The 17,909-nt window shown below is 69.9% G+C and carries 11 protein-coding genes; 8 read left to right on the forward strand and 3 right to left on the reverse strand.

Annotated elements, in window-relative coordinates; all coding sequences use genetic code 11:
• The first annotated feature begins 12 nt into the window (after positions 1 to 12).
• Entirely contained in the window at positions 13 to 777 is a 765-nt protein-coding gene (locus A5730_RS08110) for a maleylpyruvate isomerase N-terminal domain-containing protein (protein WP_067898055.1), read from the forward strand.
• A 1-nt stretch (position 778) separates the two neighbouring features.
• Here the strand turns inward: A5730_RS08110 and A5730_RS08115 are convergent, their stop codons facing one another.
• On the reverse strand, positions 779 to 1,111 hold the full coding sequence (locus A5730_RS08115; RefSeq protein ID WP_055398820.1) for a hemophore-related protein: 333 nt from the start codon (positions 1,109 to 1,111) through the stop codon (positions 779 to 781).
• Between the two features lie 372 nt (positions 1,112 to 1,483).
• On the opposite strand from A5730_RS08115, the gene fdxA reads away from it, so the two are divergent.
• The 7 genes from fdxA (at position 1,484) to A5730_RS08150 (ending at position 14,502) form a co-directional block, all read left to right on the forward strand.
• Positions 1,484 to 1,810, forward strand: a complete 327-nt coding sequence (gene fdxA / locus A5730_RS08120; protein ID WP_055398945.1) for a ferredoxin — start codon at positions 1,484 to 1,486, stop codon at positions 1,808 to 1,810.
• Positions 1,811 to 1,821: 11 nt separating this feature from the next.
• Positions 1,822 to 2,949, forward strand: coding sequence for a succinyldiaminopimelate transaminase (gene dapC / locus A5730_RS08125; RefSeq protein WP_067898273.1), 1,128 nt, complete (start codon positions 1,822 to 1,824; stop codon positions 2,947 to 2,949).
• 87 nt (positions 2,950 to 3,036) lie between these two features.
• On the forward strand, positions 3,037 to 5,409 hold the full coding sequence (locus tag A5730_RS08130) for an APC family permease (RefSeq protein WP_067898058.1): 2,373 nt from the start codon (positions 3,037 to 3,039) through the stop codon (positions 5,407 to 5,409).
• A 280-nt stretch (positions 5,410 to 5,689) separates the two neighbouring features.
• Entirely contained in the window at positions 5,690 to 11,992 is a 6,303-nt protein-coding gene (pks2, locus tag A5730_RS08135; RefSeq protein ID WP_156745729.1) for a type I polyketide synthase, read from the forward strand.
• Between the two features lie 187 nt (positions 11,993 to 12,179).
• The gene (gene cysC / locus A5730_RS08140; RefSeq protein WP_067898061.1) at positions 12,180 to 12,875 is read left to right on the forward strand and encodes an adenylyl-sulfate kinase; all 696 of its coding nucleotides are present in this window, start codon (positions 12,180 to 12,182) and stop codon (positions 12,873 to 12,875) included.
• A 50-nt stretch (positions 12,876 to 12,925) separates the two neighbouring features.
• On the forward strand, positions 12,926 to 14,191 hold the full coding sequence (gene sat, locus A5730_RS08145; RefSeq protein ID WP_067898064.1) for a sulfate adenylyltransferase: 1,266 nt from the start codon (positions 12,926 to 12,928) through the stop codon (positions 14,189 to 14,191).
• Complete coding sequence (locus tag A5730_RS08150; protein WP_067898067.1) at positions 14,188 to 14,502, forward strand: hypothetical protein; 315 nt, start codon at positions 14,188 to 14,190, stop codon at positions 14,500 to 14,502. The genes sat and A5730_RS08150 overlap by 4 nt, the downstream gene beginning before the upstream one ends.
• 8 nt (positions 14,503 to 14,510) lie before the next feature.
• On the opposite strand, the gene fadD21 is transcribed toward A5730_RS08150, so the two are convergent.
• Together fadD21 and A5730_RS08160 are read right to left on the reverse strand one after the other, a co-directional pair.
• Positions 14,511 to 16,235 carry a fatty-acid--AMP ligase FAAL21/FadD21 gene (gene fadD21, locus A5730_RS08155; protein WP_067898070.1) on the reverse strand — a complete coding sequence of 575 codons (1,725 nt, stop codon included), beginning with the start codon at positions 16,233 to 16,235 and terminating at the stop codon, positions 14,511 to 14,513.
• A 5-nt stretch (positions 16,236 to 16,240) separates the two neighbouring features.
• The gene (locus A5730_RS08160; RefSeq protein ID WP_067898073.1) at positions 16,241 to 17,845 is read right to left on the reverse strand and encodes a CdaR family transcriptional regulator; all 1,605 of its coding nucleotides are present in this window, start codon (positions 17,843 to 17,845) and stop codon (positions 16,241 to 16,243) included.
• Positions 17,846 to 17,909 lie beyond the last annotated feature (64 nt).

The raw sequence follows: 17,909 nt of genomic DNA on the forward strand, positions 1-17,909 counted from the left end.
ATAACCGACGCCGTGAACCAAGACATCGATCAGGACCGGTTCCCGGAGTGGCGGCCGTTCGTCGACGCGGTGCAGCGGCGGCGGCCCGACGCCGGAACCTGGTGTGAGGCATGGACGGTGCGCGACATCGTCATCCATCAGGCCGGCAACGCCGAGGAGCTCGCCCGGGTGCTGGGCGCGCACCTGGCCGGTGAAACCGTCGGCACGCGCTCCTTCGAGGAGCGCGAGGGACCGCTGCGCGACCTGACCGACGCCCAGTTGTGGGACGCCCTGCTCGACCGGATGGCCACGCTGAGCGCCGTCTCGGCGGAGGCCGACGCTGTACCGCAGGACACCGACGTGGCCTGGACGGGCCGCACCATGAAGGTGCCCTGGTTCGCCGAGCACATGCGCGAGGAGCTGGTGCTGCACGGCTGGGACATCACCGGTGATGATGCCGCCGCTCAGGCGCGGCTGGCCGAGCCCTGGATGACCACCCACAGCGTCCTGGCGGTCGGCAAGCCGCTGCTGGTCAAGGGCGCCAAGCGACTACGGCCGGACGAACGCGTCGAGGCGCGGCTGCGGGCCCCCGGCACCGACGACGTGTTGATCAGCGCCGAGGCGGACCGCACCGCCATCGAACTCAGGCAACCCGAGGGACCCGCCACGCTGGAAACGGATCCGGCCGCACGCGTGCTGCTGCTCTGGGGGCGTAAGCCCGCGGACCCGTCGCGCATCTGCAGCCGCGTCGGCCCGGAAACCCTGGGCCGCGTCCGCGGCCTGCTCAGCGGTTACTGACTCAGAAGTTGTTACAGGTGACGGCGACCTGATTGATGTCGTCGTAGTACTTCATCGCCGACGGCATCGCCTGGATCTGCTGGGCCATCTGCTGACGCTTCGGCGGCGGCGCGGCCAGGAAGTTGCGGATGTAGGACTGCGCGATCGGCGAGTTGTTCAGCTGCGCGGCGGCCGCCGGGTCGGTGGCGTTGAGCGCAGCGATCACCTGCCCGTAGTTGCACGTGGTGTTGATGATCGCGTCCGACGGGTCCGCGGATGCGATCCCGGCGCCGGCGGTCAACGCCACTGCAGCGCTACCCACCGCAACGGTCAATTTGGTCAACGACAGCCTCATGTGTGGACACCTTCCCCGTTAATGCACCGCTTTTAAAGGCGACGACATCTGCCCAGCGGTTGCCGTCTTCCGGTCGAGGCTACCAGGCGCCACGACCGTGCTTCCATCTCAACGAATATCGCCGAACCCGGCTGGACTGCGACTATGCGCAGGTCGGCGGCCCGGGGGCGGTGTTCGCCCTTGGCGAAACGGGCCCCGGTCGCGGCTTGCGAGACTGGCGGTCTTAAATCGTCGATTCAACGGGCGTGCCAAGTGGTTGACGTGTATGTGCAACGTCTAGTATCAGTAACCGAAAGCTTTGTCTGGCGCGGCCGGAAGCACCGGGCGCGAGCCGAAGAGCAGCCCACACCGCAGTACATGGAGGAGACGTCTGTGACCTACACGATCGCCGAGCCCTGTGTCGACATCAAAGACAAGGCATGCATCGAGGAGTGCCCGGTCGACTGCATCTACGAGGGCGCGCGGATGCTGTACATCCACCCCGACGAGTGTGTCGACTGCGGTGCGTGCGAGCCCGTCTGCCCCGTCGAAGCGATCTACTACGAGGACGACGTGCCCGAGCAGTGGAGCCAGTACACGCAGATCAACGCCGACTTCTTCACCGAGCTGGGTTCGCCGGGCGGCGCCGCCAAGGTCGGCATGACCGAGAACGACCCGCAGGTGGTCAAGGACCTGCCGCCGCAGGGCGAGGGCGACTGAGCGGGCCGGTGCTGGATAAGCCCGGGGCGCGGTCGCGAGCCACCCGCGGGCGGGTCTCGGCGGCCCTGCCGGAATTCCCCTGGGACACACTCGCCGACGCGAAGGCGCTGGCCGTCGCGCATCCCGACGGCATCGTCGACCTGTCCGTCGGGACCCCGGTGGACCCGGTCGCGCCGGTGATCTCCGACGCGTTGGCGGCCGCCGGTTCCGCGTCCGGCTACCCCGCCACCGCCGGCACCCCGCGACTGCGCGAGGCGGCGGTCGCCGCCCTGGCTCGGCGCTTCGGCATCACGGGACTGACCGAGGCCGCCGTCCTGCCGGTGATCGGCAGCAAGGAACTCATCGCCTGGCTGCCGACCCTGCTCGGGCTCGGGCCCGCGGACGCGATCGTGGTGCCCGAGCTGGCGTACCCGACCTATGACGTCGGGGCCCGGCTGGCCGGGGCGACGGTGCTGCGCGCGGATTCGCTGACCCAGCTGGGCCCGCAATCGCCGGCCCTGGTCTACCTGAACTCGCCGAGCAACCCCACCGGGCGTGTGCTGGGCGTCGACCACCTGCGCAAGGTGGTCGGCTGGGCGCGCGACCGGGGCAGCATCGTGGCCTCCGACGAGTGCTACCTGGGGCTGGGCTGGGAGGCCCAACCGCTGTCGATCCTGCATCCCTCGGTGTGCGACGGCGACCATTCCGGGCTGCTCGCGATCCACTCGCTGTCGAAGAGCTCGTCGCTGGCCGGCTACCGCGCCGGGTTCGTCGCCGGTGACCCCGATCTGGTGGCCGAGCTGCTGGCGGTGCGCAAACACGCCGGGATGATGGTCCCGACGCCGGTGCAGGCGGCCATGGTCGCCGCTCTCGATGACGACGCCCACCAGCGGGCGCAGCGCGAACGGTACGAGCGGCGGCGCGCCGCGTTGCTGCCGGCCCTGCGCGCCGCCGGATTCGCCGTCGACCATTCCGAGGCCGGCCTGTACCTGTGGGCCACCCGCGCCGAGCCATGCGCCGACAGCGTCACCTGGCTGGCCGAACGGGGCATTCTGGTAGCGCCCGGCCACTTCTACGGCCCGCGCGGCGCACAGCACGTCCGCGTCGCACTGACGGCCACCGACGAGCGGATCGCCGCCGCGGTGCAGCGACTCGCCTAGCCGACGCCGGCAAGCCGCCCCAGTGACGGCGGCGACCATGCACAATGCATCGGAGGTGTTCGCCCGCTCGACTTAAGGACGGTTGTCGTGACCACTTCGGCCGGCAAGCTACGGATCCCGCTTTCGGTCGGGGACATCGCCAAGCGGGTGTTCCTGGGCAAGCCGCTGGTCACCGAGGACATCGCCTCCGAGAAGTTGTCGAATCCGGTTGCCCTGGGCGCGCTTTCGCCGGACGCGGTCTCGTCGGTCGCTTATGGCCCCGAGCAGATCCTGATCGAGCTGCTGCCCCACGCGGGGCTGGCCGCCTTCGTGTTGTTGCTTCCGATCACGGGCGTCATCCTGCTCATCCTGGTGCTGGTGGCCGCCTCGTATCGCCAGGTGGTGATGGCGTACACCCGAGCGGGCGGCTCCTACATCGTCGCCCGCGAGAATTTCGGGCCCCGGGTGGCGCAGATCGCCGCCGCCGCGTTGCTGATCGACTACGTGGTCACCGTCGCGGTGCAGTCGGCGGCCGGGACGGTCGCGGTGGTGTCGGCCGTACCCTCGCTGGGCCCGTACAGCCTGGAAATCACGGTCGGGGTGGTGTTCGCCATCTGCTACGCGAACCTGCGTGGCCTGAAGGAGGCGGGCCTGCCGTTCGCGCTGGCCACCTACGCCTTCATCGGCATGGTCGGCCTGACCATCGTGGTCGGCGTCATCCGCGCGGCCCTGGGCAATCTGCCGATCTACGATCCCGCGCACATGTCCGGAACCGTCCCCGTTCACCAGGGCAACGGCCTGGTGCTGGGGGCCACGATCTTGGTGTTGCTGCGAGCCTTCGCCAACGGGGGCTCGTCCCTGACGGGGGTGGAGGCCATCTCCAACACCGTGGATCACTTCCGAAAGCCTCAGGGCCGCAACGCCCGCCGAGTGCTTACCGCCATGGCCGCCATCCTCGGCCTGCTGCTGGCCGGCGTCGCCTATCTGGCCCACGTCACCCACGCCACGCCGTATCTCACCGAATACCCGTCGGTGCTCTCGCAGATCGGGCGCGCCGTCTTCGGCAACGGCGTGCTCGGCAACGTCTTCTACACGCTGGTCCAGGCCGCGACCGCGGCCATCCTGTTCACCGGCGCGAACACCAGCTTCAACGGGTTTCCGGCGCTGGCCAGTTTCGTCGCCGAGGACCGCTTCCTGCCGCGCCAACTCACCAAACGCGGGCACCGGCTGGTCTTTTCGAACGGCATCATCACCCTGACCGCGCTGTCGGTGGTGCTGCTCGTGGTGACGGGCGGCTCGGTCAACGCGCTGGTCCCCTTCTACGCGATCGGCGTGTTCACCGGGTTCTCGATGGCCGGCTACGGCATGACCAAACACCATCTGACGCACCGCGAACGGGGATGGCGACGACGCCTGGCCATCAACCTGTCGGCGGCAATCCTGTCCACGATCGTGGTGGGCATCTTCGCGGTCGCGAAATTCACCGAGGGCGCGTGGCTGGTGGTCGTGGTTTTCCCGCTGCTGGTGTTCATCCTGACCCGGCTCAACCGCGAATACCGCGCCGAGGCCGCCATTCTCGAGATGTTCCGCACCGACCGCCCGGAGCTGGTGAAGTACGCGCGGCACCGGGTGTTCGTGTTCGTCGACTCCGTCGACCTGGCGGTGATCGAAGCGTTGCGCTACGGCAGGGGACTGCGGGCCGACGAGCTGACCGCGGTGCACTTCATGGTGGACCCGGCCCACGCCGCCGTCCTGCGAAAGCGTTGGGACCACTTCGATCTGGACACCCCGCTGCGGGTCGTCGACTGCCCGGACCGGCGGATCATCCGGGCCGCGCAGCTGTTTGTCGCCAAGGCCCGCGACGAACAAGCGCGCACCAACGTGACCGTGCTCCTGCCGCGCCGGACATTCGGGCGGCTGCTGGGGCGGCTGCTGCACGACCGCACCGCGGACAAGATCTCCAGCGCGGTGAGCCTGATCCCCGACGCGGCGGCGACCATCGTGCCGTACGACGTGGAATCCCGCATCAGGGAGGCCTACCCCGACACCGTCGAGCAACGGATCGCCGGCGAGATCGACAAGCTCGAGGCGTGGGTGTCGAAGGGCGAGGACGAGAAGGTGGACGCCTACGAGCACCCGGAGCGCCCGGCGTCGGTCATCCTGGTGGCCGGCCTGATCTCCGGCCAACGGGCCACCGTCGAGGGTCGGGTCAGCGAGGTCGAGGACGTCAACGACCGCGGGCGCACCCTGCGCGAGGTCGTGATCGGGGACAACAGCGGGGAACTGACGATCACCTTCCGGCCCGGCCGCGGGGGCGCCGACATCCAGCCCGGCCAGGTTTTGCGGGTCAGCGGGAAGGCCCGGCAATCGGGCACCCGGCCCATCACGATGGTGGACCCGACCTATCAGGTGATCGAGGACCCGGCCGACGCTGTCGAATCCGGCGAATCCGGCGAATCCGGCGCTGACGGTGAGACGTAACGCTCGCGAACGAGGTTGCCCGCCAAGTCCTTTCGCCCCAGCGTGCGCGGGCACGCCAGCGCCACCCGAGTTTCGCTCGATCTCGACCCGAGACTGGTTGCGCGCCCGAAATTTTCCAACCGCGCAGCGCACGGAGTTCGGGTCGCTAAGCTGATACCGCACTTTACGAATCCTGAGCCCGGATGCGTGAGCGGTGGTGCGCCCATGCGCACGGGGGGGCTCTGCCGAGCATTCGTACGGCCGCCGACCGCCCAACAGCGGAGAAACAGGGGACCGCACGTTGCCTCTCGCGAACGCCGCCACCTCCGTTGCCGTGATCGGCATGGCCTGCCGGCTTCCCGGCGGCATCGACTCGCCGCAACAGCTGTGGGACGCGTTGTTGCGCGGAGAGGATTTCGTCGGCGAGATTCCCGCCGACCGGTGGGACGCCGACCGCTATTACGACCCCGAGCCCGGCGTGCCGGGGCGGTCGGTGACGCGGTGGGGCGCCTTCCTGGACGACGTCGGCGGTTTCGACTGCGATTTCTTCGGCATGACCGAGCGCGAAGCCACCGCGATCGACCCGCAGCACCGGTTGCTGCTGGAGACGTCCTGGGACGCCATCGAGCACGCGGGCCTCGATCCCGCGCGCCTGGCCCACTCGCAGACCGGGGTCTTCGTCGGACTGACCCACGGCGATTACGAACTGCTGTCCGCCGACTGCGGCGCCGCCGAAGGGCCGTACGGATTCACCGGGACTTCCAACAGCTTCGCCTCGGGGCGGGTCGCCTACACGCTGGGTTTGCACGGCCCGGCGGTCACCGTGGACACCGCGTGCTCGTCGGGGTTGATGGCCGTCCACCAGGCCTGCGGCAGCCTGAACAGCGGGGAAAGCGACATTGCCCTGGCGGGGGGCGTCGTCGTGACGCTGGAACCGCGCAAGTCCGTGTCGGGCTCGCTGCAGGGCATGCTGTCGCCGACCGGCCGCTGCCACGCCTTCGACGTGGCGGCCGACGGGTTGGTGTCCGGCGAGGGCTGCGTCATGCTGCTGCTCAAGCGGCTCGACGACGCGCAGCGCGACGGCGACCGCATCCTGGCCGTGCTGCGCGGCACCGCCGCGAACCAGGACGGCCGCACCGTGAACATCGCGGCGCCGTCGGAAACCGCCCAGGTGGCCGTCTACCGGAAGGCCCTGGAGGCCGCCGGCGTCGACCCGGCCACCGTCGGCTTCGTCGAGGCGCACGGGACCGGCACGCCGGTCGGGGATCCGATCGAGTACTCGAGCCTGGCCGCGGTGTACGGGACCGCGGGGCCGTGCGCGCTGGGCTCGGTGAAGACGAACTTCGGCCACCTGCAGTCGACGTCGGGACCGCTGGGGCTGATGAAGGCGATCCTGGCGCTGCGGCACGGCGTGGTGCCGCGGAACCTGCACTTCACCCGCCTGCCCGACGGGATGGCCGAGATCGAGACCGAACTGTTTGTGCCGCAGGCCAATTCGCCCTGGCCCACCGACGGTCACCACCCGCGGCGCGCCGCGGTGTCGTCGTACGGCATATCCGGCACGAACGTGCACGCCGTCTTGGAGGAGGCGCAGCCGCACGGGGCGGGGGAGCAGCCGCCGATCACCGGCGGGGCGTTGCTGTTTGCCGTGTCGGCCACGTCGGCGGAACAGTTGCGTGCCACGGCCGCCCGCCTCGCGGCCTGGGTCGACGAGCACGCCGGCGCCGTAAGCCTGCGCGACCTCGGCTACACCCTGGCGCGCCGGCGCGCGCACCGGCCGGTGCGGACGGTGGTGTCGGCGAGCGACTTCGGTGAGCTGAGCGCGGCCCTGCGCGACGTCGCCGACGGGGATTTGCCCTACCAGCCCGCCGTCGGGCAGGACGATCGTGGGCCCGTGTGGGTGTTCTCCGGGCAGGGTTCGCAATGGCCGAGCATGGGCGCCGAACTGCTGGCGAGGGAGCCGGTGTTCGCCGCGACGATCGCCACGTTGGAGCCGCTGATCGCCGCGGAATCGGGTTTCTCGGTCACCGAGGCCATGTCGGCGCCGGAGGTCGTCACCGGCATCGACCGCGTGCAGCCGACGATCTTCGCGATGCAGGTCGCCCTGGCCGAGACGATGAAGTCCTACGGGGTGCGCCCCGGCGCCGTCATCGGGCATTCGCTCGGTGAATCCGCCGCGGCGGTCGTGGCCGGCGGCCTGTCGCTCGAAGACGGCGTGCGCGTCATCTGCCGCCGCTCGGCGTTGATGGCGCGCATCGCCGGCAGCGGCGCCATGGCGTCGGTGGAACTGCCCGGCCAACAGGTGCTCTCGGAACTGTCCATCCGCGGCATCACCGACGTGGTCCTGTCCGTGGTCGCCTCGCCCACGTCGACGGTCGTGGGCGGCGACACGCAGACGATCCGGGACCTGGTCGCGGCCTGGAGCGAGCAGGACGTGCTGGCGCGCGAGGTGGCGGTGGACGTGGCCTCGCATTCGCCGCAGGTGGAACCGATCCTCGACGAACTCCTCGAGGCCCTCGCCGGCCTCGAGCCGAGGGAGCCCGAGGTTCCCTACTACTCGGCGACGCTGTGGAACCCCCGCGAACGCCCGTCGTTCACCGCCGACTACTGGGTCGAAAACCTGCGCCAGACCGTGCGATTCGCGGCGGCGGTGCAGGCCGCCCTCAAGGACGGGTTCCGCGTCTTCGGGGAGCTGGCGCCGCATCCGTTGCTCACTCACGCCGTCGAGCAGAACGCCGGCGCCCTCGACACGCCAATCGCGGCGCTGGCGGCCGTGCGCCGGGAGCAAGAGCTGCCGGCCGGATTGCGTGGTTTCGTCGCCGACGTGCACAGCGCCGGCGCCGCGGTCGACTTCTCGGTGCAGTACCCGACCGGCCGCCTGCTGGACGCCCCGCTCCCGGCCTGGACGCACCGCACCCTGATGCTGCGCCGCGAGGCAAAAGAGCAGGCGCACGGCGCGTCGGTCCAGGCCGTCCATCCGCTGCTGGGCGCGCACGTCCACCTGCACGAGGAACCCGAGCGCCACGTCTGGCAGTCCGACGTCGGCACCGAGGCGCACCCATGGCTCGGCGACCACCAAATCCACCGCGTGGCGGCGCTTCCCGGCGCCGCCTACTGCGAAATGGCGCTGGCCGCCGCGCGGGCGACCCTCGGCGGCCAGGCCGAAGTCCGCGACATCACGTTCGACCAGACGCTGTTGCTGGACGGGAAGACGCCGGCATCGTCGACCGCCACGGTCACCGCGCCCGGCGTCCTGGAATTCACCGTGGACACCCACGCCGACGGCGAACGCGTTCGCCGGGCGGCCGCGGTGCTGCACGCCCCACCGGTAGCCGATGGGGCAGCGCCGCGGCAGCCGCCCGCCCACGACATGGCCACGTTGATCGCCAATCACCCGTCCGGCACCGACGGCGGCGAACTGCGAAAGGCGTTCGGCGCCATCGGCATTCAGTATGGGCCCGCCTTCTCGGGCCTGGCCGCGGCCCGCAACTCCGACGCGGGCGCGGGCACCGTGCTTGCCGAGGTGGCGCTGCCCGGCGCGATCCGCTCGCAGCAGTCGGGTTATGGCATCCACCCCGCCCTGCTGGACGCGTGCTTCCAGTCGGTCGTCGTTCATCCCGAGGTGCAGAAGGCGAGCGCGGAGGGTCTGCTGCTGCCGGTCGGCGTGCGCCGCTTGCGCGGCTTTGCCTCGACCCGCAACGCGCAATACTGCCTCGCGCGGGTGACGTCGTCGTGCCCCGGCGCGTGTGAGGCGGACATCGACGTGCTGGACCGGTCCGGCGCCGTGCTGCTGACCGTCGAGGGCCTGCGCCTGGCCGGCGGCGCCTCCGAGGGGGACCGGGCGCGCCGGCTGTTGGGCGAGCGGTTGTTGACCATCGAATGGGAGACCCGCAGCCTCCCCGACCCGTCGCGCGGCGAGCCGGGATCGTGGCTGCTGCTCAGCGCCGGTGAGGTGACCGATCCGCTGACGGCGCAACTGGGCGAGGCGTTGTCCGACGGCGCCCAATGCACCACGGTGGCGCTGCCGCCCGGGTCGGCGGAGACCCCGCAGCTGCGGACGCTGCTGGCGAGAGACGCCGCCTCGAACGGGCATGGGCCACTCAAGGGCCTCTCCGGTGTCGTGGTGGTGACCGCGCCACCCGCCGGCGAGGCCGACCCGACCCGGCGCGGCCGCGACTACGTCTCGCACCTGGCGACCATCGCCCGCGAGCTCTCCGAGTTGCCGGGCGAATCACCCCGCCTCTTCGTGGTGACCAGGAACGCCGCGCACGTGACCACCGGTGACGTGGCCAACCTGGAGCAGACCGGGCTGCGCGGGCTGCTGCGGGTGATCGACTCCGAGCACCCGCACCTGAGCGCCACCCAGATCGACGTCGACGAGGCGACCGATGCCAAACATGTTGCCCTGCAGCTGAAGAGCGGCTCGGAGGAGGATGAGACCGCTTGGCGGCACGGCGAGTGGCACACCGCGCGGCTGCGGCCGGCGCCGCTGCGTCCGGCCGACCGCCAGACCACCGTCGTCGACCACGAGCGCGACGGCGTGCGCCTGCAGATCCGCACCCCGGGCGACCTGGAATCGCTGGAGTTCGTCGCGTTCGACCGCGTCCCGCCCGGGCCGGGGGAGATCGAGGTCGCCGTCACCACGTCCACCGTCAATTTCGCCGATGTGCTGCTCGCCTTCGGTCGCTATCCCACCTTCGAGGGCTACCAGCAGCAGTTGGGCGGCGACTTCGCCGGGGTGGTCACCGCCGTCGGGCCGGACGTCACCGGGCCGAAGGTGGGTGATCGGGTCGGCGGTCTCTCCCGCAACGGCTGCTGGGGCACGTTCGTCATCGCCGACGCGCGGCACGCGGTCGTCCTGCCGCCCGGCCTGCCGCTGGACGCCGCGGCCGCGGTACCCACCGCCGCGGCGACCGCCTGGTACGGCCTGCATGATCTGGCCCGGGTCGCACCCACCGACAAGGTGCTCATCCACTCCGGCACCGGTGGCGTCGGGCAGGCCGCCATCGCGATCGCCCGCGCCGCCGGTTGCGAGATCTTCGCCACCGCGGGCAGCCCGCAGCGCCGGCAACTGCTGCGCGACATGGGAATTGAACACGTCTACGATTCGCGCAGCACGGAGTTCGCCGACCAGATCCGCCGGGACACCGACGGTTACGGCGTCGACGTGGTGCTCAACTCGCTGCCCGGCGCGGCGCAGCGCGCGGGAATCGAATTGTTGGCCTTCGGCGGCCGGTTCATCGAGTTGGGCAAGCGCGACATCTACGGCGATACCCGCCTCGGGCTATATCCGTTCCGCCGCAACCTGTCCCTGTTCGCGGTCGACCTGGCGCTGTTGACGGTCACCCATCCCGAGACGGTCCGACGGCTGCTGACCACGGTGTACCAGCGCACGGCCGACGGCGAGTTGCCGCCGCCGCGGACCACGCACTTCCCGATCCACGACGCGGCCGCCGCGGTCCGGCTGGTCGGCGCCGCCGGCCACACCGGCAAGGTGGTGCTCGACGTGCCGCGGGCCGGGCGCAGCGTGGCCACGGTCCCCCCGGAACAGGTGCGGCCGTTCCGCGGCGACGGCGCCTACATCGTCACCGGCGGTATCGGCGGGCTGGGGCTGTTCCTGGCCGGTGAGATGGCCCCTCGGGGAGCCGGGCGGCTCGTGCTCAACTCCCGTTCGGCGCCCGACGCGCGGGCGCGGCAAGCCATTGAGCGCCTGACCGCCGGCGGGGCGGACATCGTGGTGGAGTGTGGCGACATCGCCGAGCCGGGCACGGCCGCACGCCTGGTGGCGTGCGCGACCGCGACGGGACTGCCGGTGCGCGGCGTGTTGCACGCGGCGGCCGTGGTCGAGGACGCCACGTTGACCAACGTCACGGACGAACTGGTCGAACGGTGTTGGGCGCCAAAGGTTTACGGGGCCTGGAATCTGCATCACGCCACGGCGGGGCAGCCGCTGGACTGGTTCTGCGCGTTCTCGTCGGCGGCCGCGCTCGTCGGCTCCCCGGGGCAGGGCGCCTACGCGGCGGCCAACAGCTGGCTGGATGCGTTCGCGCACTGGCGCCGCGCCCAGGGGCTGCCGGGCAGCGCGATCGCCTGGGGCGCGTGGTCCGAAGTGGGGCGGGCCACCGCCCTGGCGGAAGGCGCCGGCATCGCCATCAAGCCCGCCGAGGGCTACCGCGCCTTCGAGTCGCTGCTGCGCTACGACCGCCCCTACTGCGGCTACGCGCCGATCATGGGAACGCCGTGGCTGACCTCGTTCGCGCAACGCAGCCGGTTCGCCGAGGCGTTCCGGTCGTCGAGTCAGGGCGACCCGGACACGGGCAGATTCCTGGCCGAGCTCAAGGGGTTGCCCCGCGAGGAATGGCCCAGCGCGATCCGTCGGCTGGTGTCCGGTCAGATCAGCCTGTTGCTCAGGCGCACAATCGATCCCGATCGTCCCCTTTCCGACTACGGGCTGGATTCGCTCGGGAATTTGGAACTGCGCACCCGCATCGAAACCGAAACGGGCGTGCGCGTCAGCCCCACCAAGATCACCACCGTGCGGGATCTGGCGGAGCATCTGTGCGACGAGATCGCCGCCACCGAACTCGCACCGTCGGCATCCTGACGCAATTCGACTCATCGCGGTCGTAACCGTTGCCGTCACGGTCGGGCAAGGCCACCCGGCGGCCAGGCGAGCCGGCCGGCGCCGCGCGGTGGCGGGGCCCGTCAAATCTCCTGTAAATTGGCCATCTTAAGTAGCCGAACGGCTACACCCCGGTTTGACTGGCGAGCGACGTGGTGAGGGGCTGAGAATGGCGGACAACATCACCTGGCACGAACACCACATCAGCCGCAGCAGCCGGGAACAACTCAACGGGCACCGGGGCTGCGTCCTCTGGTTCACCGGGCTCAGCGGCAGCGGCAAGAGCACGGTGGCCAACACCGTCGAGCAGAAGCTCTACGAGCGGGGCGTCCGCAGCTATCTGCTGGATGGGGACAACGTCCGCTACGGGCTCAACGCGGGCCCCGGAACCCTCGAACCACGCCACGGGGCCGAGTTCGCCAAGAGATTCGGTCTGGGCTTCTCCGCCCAGGATCGCGAGGAGAACATCCGGCGGATCGGGGCGGTGTCCAAGCTGTTCTGCGAGGCCGGCATCATCGCGTTGACCGCCTTCATCAGCCCCTACCGGCGCGATCGCGACGCGGTCCGCGAAACGCTGGTCGAAGGCGACTTCCAGGAAATCTTCATCGACACCCCGATAGAGATCTGCGAAAAGCGGGATCCCAAGGGGCTTTACAAGAAGGCGCGGGCCGGGGAGATCAAGGGATTCACCGGCATCGACGACCCGTACGAGGCTCCGGCGCAGCCCGAGTTGCGGCTCGAGGGCGGCCAGAAGGACGCGGACACGCTGGCCGAGGAAGTGATCGCCCACCTCGAGAAGGTGGGTGTCATTCCGGCCCTCGCCCGCAGCCAGGATGCAACGGTCGGGTTTAGCAATCCGGGATAACGGGCATCAAGGCGGACTGCTCGAACACGCACGCGAAGCGAGGTCATCAGATGAGCTATACGGGCCACAACGGGAAACCGATCGTGGAAAGGGTGGCCACTGCCGGCGCCGCCGAACTGATCAAAGGCCTGCCCCGCGTGCCCATTTCGAAGGCGACCGCGCACGAGGTGATCAGCCTGTCCTACGGCTTCTTCACGCCGCTGACGGGGTTCATGGGCCGGCAAGAGGTCGACACCACGCTGGACAAGATGGCGCTGCCGGACGGAACGCTGTGGAGCATCCCGATCGTGTTCGACCTGTCCTCCGACGAAATCGAGGAGCTGGGAATCGAAGAGGGCCGCAGCGTCGTCCTCGAGTACCTGGGGGCCCCGATGGCCACCTTCGAGGTCGCCGAGATCTACACCTACGACCTGCAGCACTTCGCCGAGAAGACCTACGGCACAACCGATCCCCGGCACCCGGGGGTGAAGAAGACGCTCGCCTACGCGAACCGGTTCATCGCCGGGGACATCACGCTGATCAACGAGCCGGTCTTCAACGAGCCCTTCAAGAGTTTCTGGCTCACCCCCAAGCAGCATCAGGACGTGTTGGCGGAGAAGGACTGGAAACACGTTGTCGCCCATCAGACCCGCAACGTCCCGCACACCGGTCACGAGGCGCTGATGAAGCAGGCGTGGCTGGCCGCGAACGAGGACATGCCCGTCGACAACCTGAACACCGGCGTGCTGGTGAACGCGATCATCGGCCAGAAGCGGGTGGGGGACTACATCGACGAGGCGATCCTGCTCACGCAGGACGAGCTGCGCAAGAGCGGCTACTTCCGCGAGGACGTGCACAAGGTGACCTTCACGCTGTGGGACATGCGCTATGCGGGCCCGCGCGAGGCGATCTTCCACGCGATCCTGCGGACCAACCTCGGCTGCACGCACCACATGTTCGGGCGCGACCACGCCGGCGTCGGCGACTTCTACGACCCCTACGACTCGCAGAACCTGCTGCAGGATCACCGGTCGGACCTCGGCATCAAACCGGTGTTCCTGCGGGAGAACTGGTACTGCCCCGAATGCCGCGAGGTGACCAACTCGGCGCTGTGCGGTCACGACGCACAGGCGCAGAGCTTCAGCGGCAGCCTGATCCGCAGCATCCTCACCGACGAGGTGAAGCCGACCCAGCAGGTCATGCGCCACGAGGTGTTCGAGGTCGTGCTGGAATCCGCCGCGAAATACGGTCAGGGCTCACCGTTCGTCACCGAGGAGTACCTGGCGGACCGGCTGCCGGTGTTCACGCTCAACCAGCTGGAGGGGGCCGAATCATGAGCGCCGCCAAGAAGATCAAGGTCAACGTCTGGATCAACGAGGAACGGCTGGAGGCGCTGGCGAAAGCGGGAATGGCCGATTCGGCGAAGGACGCCTTCGCCGGCATGAAGCTCCTGGAGATCTACACCACCGAGGAGCAGAAGGACGTTGTGTTGCAACGCTTTCCGGGGGCCAAGTACGACTCCGCCACCACCAAGTCCATCGAGCTACTCCCGAAGAAGGCCAAGGACCGGTTGCTCGAGCTGTCGATCAGCATGCACTCCACCGGCCCGGACGTGATGGGTCGCTTCCTGGACGAATCGCAACCCTAGCGGTCCGCTCAGGCGTCCAGCCGGGTGAACTCCTGGCGGCGATACTGTTCGACGCAGGCGGCCCGCCGGATCTTGCCGCTGGTCGTGGTCGGAATCGACCCCGGTGACACCAGCACGAGATCGGCGACATTCAGACCGTGCGAGTTGGAAATCGCCGCGGTGACATCGTTTTTGACGACGGCGAGCCGGCGCAGCGCCTCCTCGTCGGAATCGCCGCGCTTCTTCATTTCGATGATGGTCACCAGCTTCTCGGTCTCGTCCACCGCGACCGAGATGGCCGCGACCCGCCCCCCGGTGATCTCCTGGACCGTCGACTCGATGTCCTCGGGATAGTGGTTGCGCCCGTAGACGATCAACAGGTCCTTCGTCCGGCCGACGATGAACAGCTCGCCCTGCGAGACGAAGCCGAGGTCGCCGGTGCGCAGCCACGGCCCCTCGGGCGTGCCCGGCGACGGGTCGGCCAGCATGCCGCCGAACGTGCGCGCGGTCTCCTCGGGCTTCTGCCAGTAGCCGGCGGCCACGTTCTCGCCGTGCACCCAGATCTCGCCGACCGAACCCGGCGGGCATTCCTTGCTGGTGTCGGGGTCCACGATCCGCACCGCAGGCGACTCGGGCATGCCGTAGCTGAACAGCGGTGAGCCGGTCTCGGCCGAACACCGCTGGGCGGTGCCCTCGGACAGCTTCTCGGCATCGAAGTGCGCGATCTCGGGCGGGCCGCTCGCGGTGCGGCTCGAGACGTAGACGGTGGCCTCGGCCAGACCGTAGGAGGGGTGCATCATGTGGTCGCGAAAGTTGTACGGCCCGAATCGTTTACAGAACCGCTCCAGCGTCGCGGGGTGGATGCGTTCGGCCCCGCTGACGATGCCCAAGACCTTGCCGAGGTCGACACCGGAGAGGTCGGCGTCCGTCGTCTTTCGCACGGCCAGCTCGAAGGCGAAATTGGGCGCCGCGGAGATGATCGGGACGCCGATCGACATGGCCTGAATCCACCGCGCCGGGCGCTGAAGGAAGGCGACCGGGCTGGTCAGGTTGGCGCGATAGCCGGCCAGGATCGGCGCGATGACGCCGAGCACCAGACCCATGTCGTGGTAGAAGGGCAGCCAGGACACCGCCGCGCTGCCGCGCGGCGGAACACCGTTGAATTCGGCGAAGTAGGCGGTCATCAGTTGCCGGAAGTTCACGTGCAGGTTGCGGTGCGAGATCATCACCCCGGCGGGCACGCGGGTCGAACCGGACGTGTACTGCAGGTACGCCGTGTCGGGGGCCCCGCTGACGTGGATGCTGGGCGCGCCGGGGTCGTCCAGGTTCAGCGCGTCGACCTCGACGGCGACCGGGCCCGGCCCCCGGTACTCGGAAACCGCCCCGGCGACCGGGGACGTGGTGAGGACGACGGCGGGCGCGGTGTCGGCCAGGACGGCGCTCACCCGTTCGTCGTGCGAGCCCACCGCCGGAACGGACAACGGCACCGCGATCAGCCCGGCCTGCATCGCGCCCAGGAAGGCCACAATGTAGTCCAGCCCCTGCGGGGCGAGGATGACGGCCCGGTCCCCGACGGCGCCGTGCCGCTTGACCTCGTGCGCGACGTTCAGGGTCCGCTGGTAGAGCTGCGCCCACGTCACCGTCTCGGTGACACCCTCCCAATCGCGTTCGTAGTCGGTGTAGGCGAACACGACATCGTCGGGCTGCAGGCCCGCGCGCTCGCGCAGCAGGGCGACCACGGACGCGTTCGGCATGGCCGTTAGGGTACCGCCTCCCGCCGGGGTGCACCCGGGAGTCGCAAACTCAACGAAAACAGCAGCCGCACCTCGGGATCGGCAAGCGATGTCGACAGCAACCTCTCGATGCGCCGCACGCGGTAGCGAACCGTGTTGGGGTGCACGTGCAGCGACCGCGCGGCGGCGGCGATGTCGCCGAAGCTGTCCAGATACACCCGCAGCGTGTCGGCCAGCGCCGGCTCCCGGGCGCGCAGGTCGACGATCCGCGGGTCGGCCAGGCGCTCCTCGCGCCCAACCAGGCCGAGGATCTCGTCGAGCAGGACGGTGGTGCGCGCCTCGGCCAGCGACGTCACCTGTGGCATCGAAATGGGATGGCGCGCAGCGCTGTCCAGCACCCGGTCCAGTTCGGCGCGCGCGGCTGCGATCCCGGCGAGGCCGGTGACCGGAGCGGCGACGGCGGCGCGCAGCTGCATCCCGAGCTCGGTGCGCATCCCGGCGATGGTGCCGCGCACCCAGGAGGTGGCCGAGCGGGTCTGCGTCTGGGGCAGTAGCACATAGATTCGGGATCCCCGGGAGGCCACCTGGGCGTCCGGCCGAAAAGCGCTGGCGCTGAGCGCCATCACGTCGGGCAATCGAACTTGACGGGCCGCGCCGGCGTCCGCGTCCGCGGTGTCCCAGCCGACCAGCGCCGCGACTCCGTCGGCGGCCAGGCCGAGTTCGCTGGCGACGGCGCCCACGTCGGGTTCGCCGTCGATCAGGCCCAACAGCTGCTGCACCCGCCGCAGCTGCGTGGAGGGCCGGGCGGCCAAGCGTGCCATGATGCGCGCCGCCAGCACCGCGGCGCCCCGCAACATCTCCTCGGCGTCGTCGGCCAGCGGTTGTGCGCCCTGCTGCACCCAGATTGTGCCGGCGAACTCCGGCGGTCGCCGCGCGTCCGCCGGGGGCCGGTAGATCCCGATGGCCAGCCGCGGGCGCAGGCCCAACTCCGGGCGCTCGGCCACCCGCACCACGCCGTCGCCGGCCCGCAGGGCATCGAAAATGCCCCATTGCCCGATCCATTCGAGATGCTCGGGCGGCCCCGCCCTGCCCAGGATGGACAGCCGGCGCAGCTCGTCGGCCTCGTCGTTGGATGCCGAATACGCCAGCACGTGCGATTGGGCGTTTTCGATGCTGACCATGCCGTGAATGCGGTCGGCCAGCGACTGCGCCAGCCCGAACAGGTCCGTGCCCGAGTCCTCGGTCGCGTCGGCGCGGTCGCCGTGATGCTCCAGCACGTGGTTGACCAACTGGTAGAGCCGTTCCCACCGCGCGCGCGGCTCGACGGCCACCACCGCCGACCCCGCCGCGACCGCCGCCGTGACCAGGCGGGTCGACGGCTCCTTGGCGAAGATCGCCGCCGGAACGCGCTCGCGCGCCTGCTTGTCCATCCACCGCAGCGCCTCGTCGTCGGCCACGCCGAGCAGGAAGAACACGTCGGCCGAGCCGGCGGCGGCCGCCAGCCCCAGCCGCACGTCGTCGCTGTCGATCAGGGCCGCCGACCCCACGGCCAGGTCGAGGCCCCGCGGCGCCTCCACCAGGCTGACCAGCGTCGCGTCCAGCGCCAGCAACAGCTGGCCCAACCCGGTCATTGTCCGATCGTACTATCAAAGACGGGTCATCTTGTCCGATCGGCTAGGTCCGCGCGCCGTCGCG

Origin of the sequence: Mycobacterium sp. ACS4054 (genome assembly GCF_001667275.1) — a bacterium.
Classification (GTDB): Bacteria; Actinomycetota; Actinomycetes; order Mycobacteriales; family Mycobacteriaceae; genus Mycobacterium.

Bases quoted from the DNA above. Each gene is read 5' to 3' on its own strand.
- cysC (WP_067898061.1), top strand. From the start codon at position 12,180: ATGGCGGACAACATCACCTGGCACGAACACCACATCAGCCGCAGCAGC.
- A5730_RS08150 (WP_067898067.1), top strand. From the start codon at position 14,188: ATGAGCGCCGCCAAGAAGATCAAGGTCAACGTCTGGATCAACGAGGAA.
- A5730_RS08115 (WP_055398820.1), bottom strand. From the start codon at position 1,111: ATGAGGCTGTCGTTGACCAAATTGACCGTTGCGGTGGGTAGCGCTGCA.
- A5730_RS08160 (WP_067898073.1), bottom strand. From the start codon at position 17,845: ATGACCGGGTTGGGCCAGCTGTTGCTGGCGCTGGACGCGACGCTGGTC.
- fadD21 (WP_067898070.1), bottom strand. From the start codon at position 16,235: ATGCCGAACGCGTCCGTGGTCGCCCTGCTGCGCGAGCGCGCGGGCCTG.
- sat (WP_067898064.1), top strand. From the start codon at position 12,926: ATGAGCTATACGGGCCACAACGGGAAACCGATCGTGGAAAGGGTGGCC.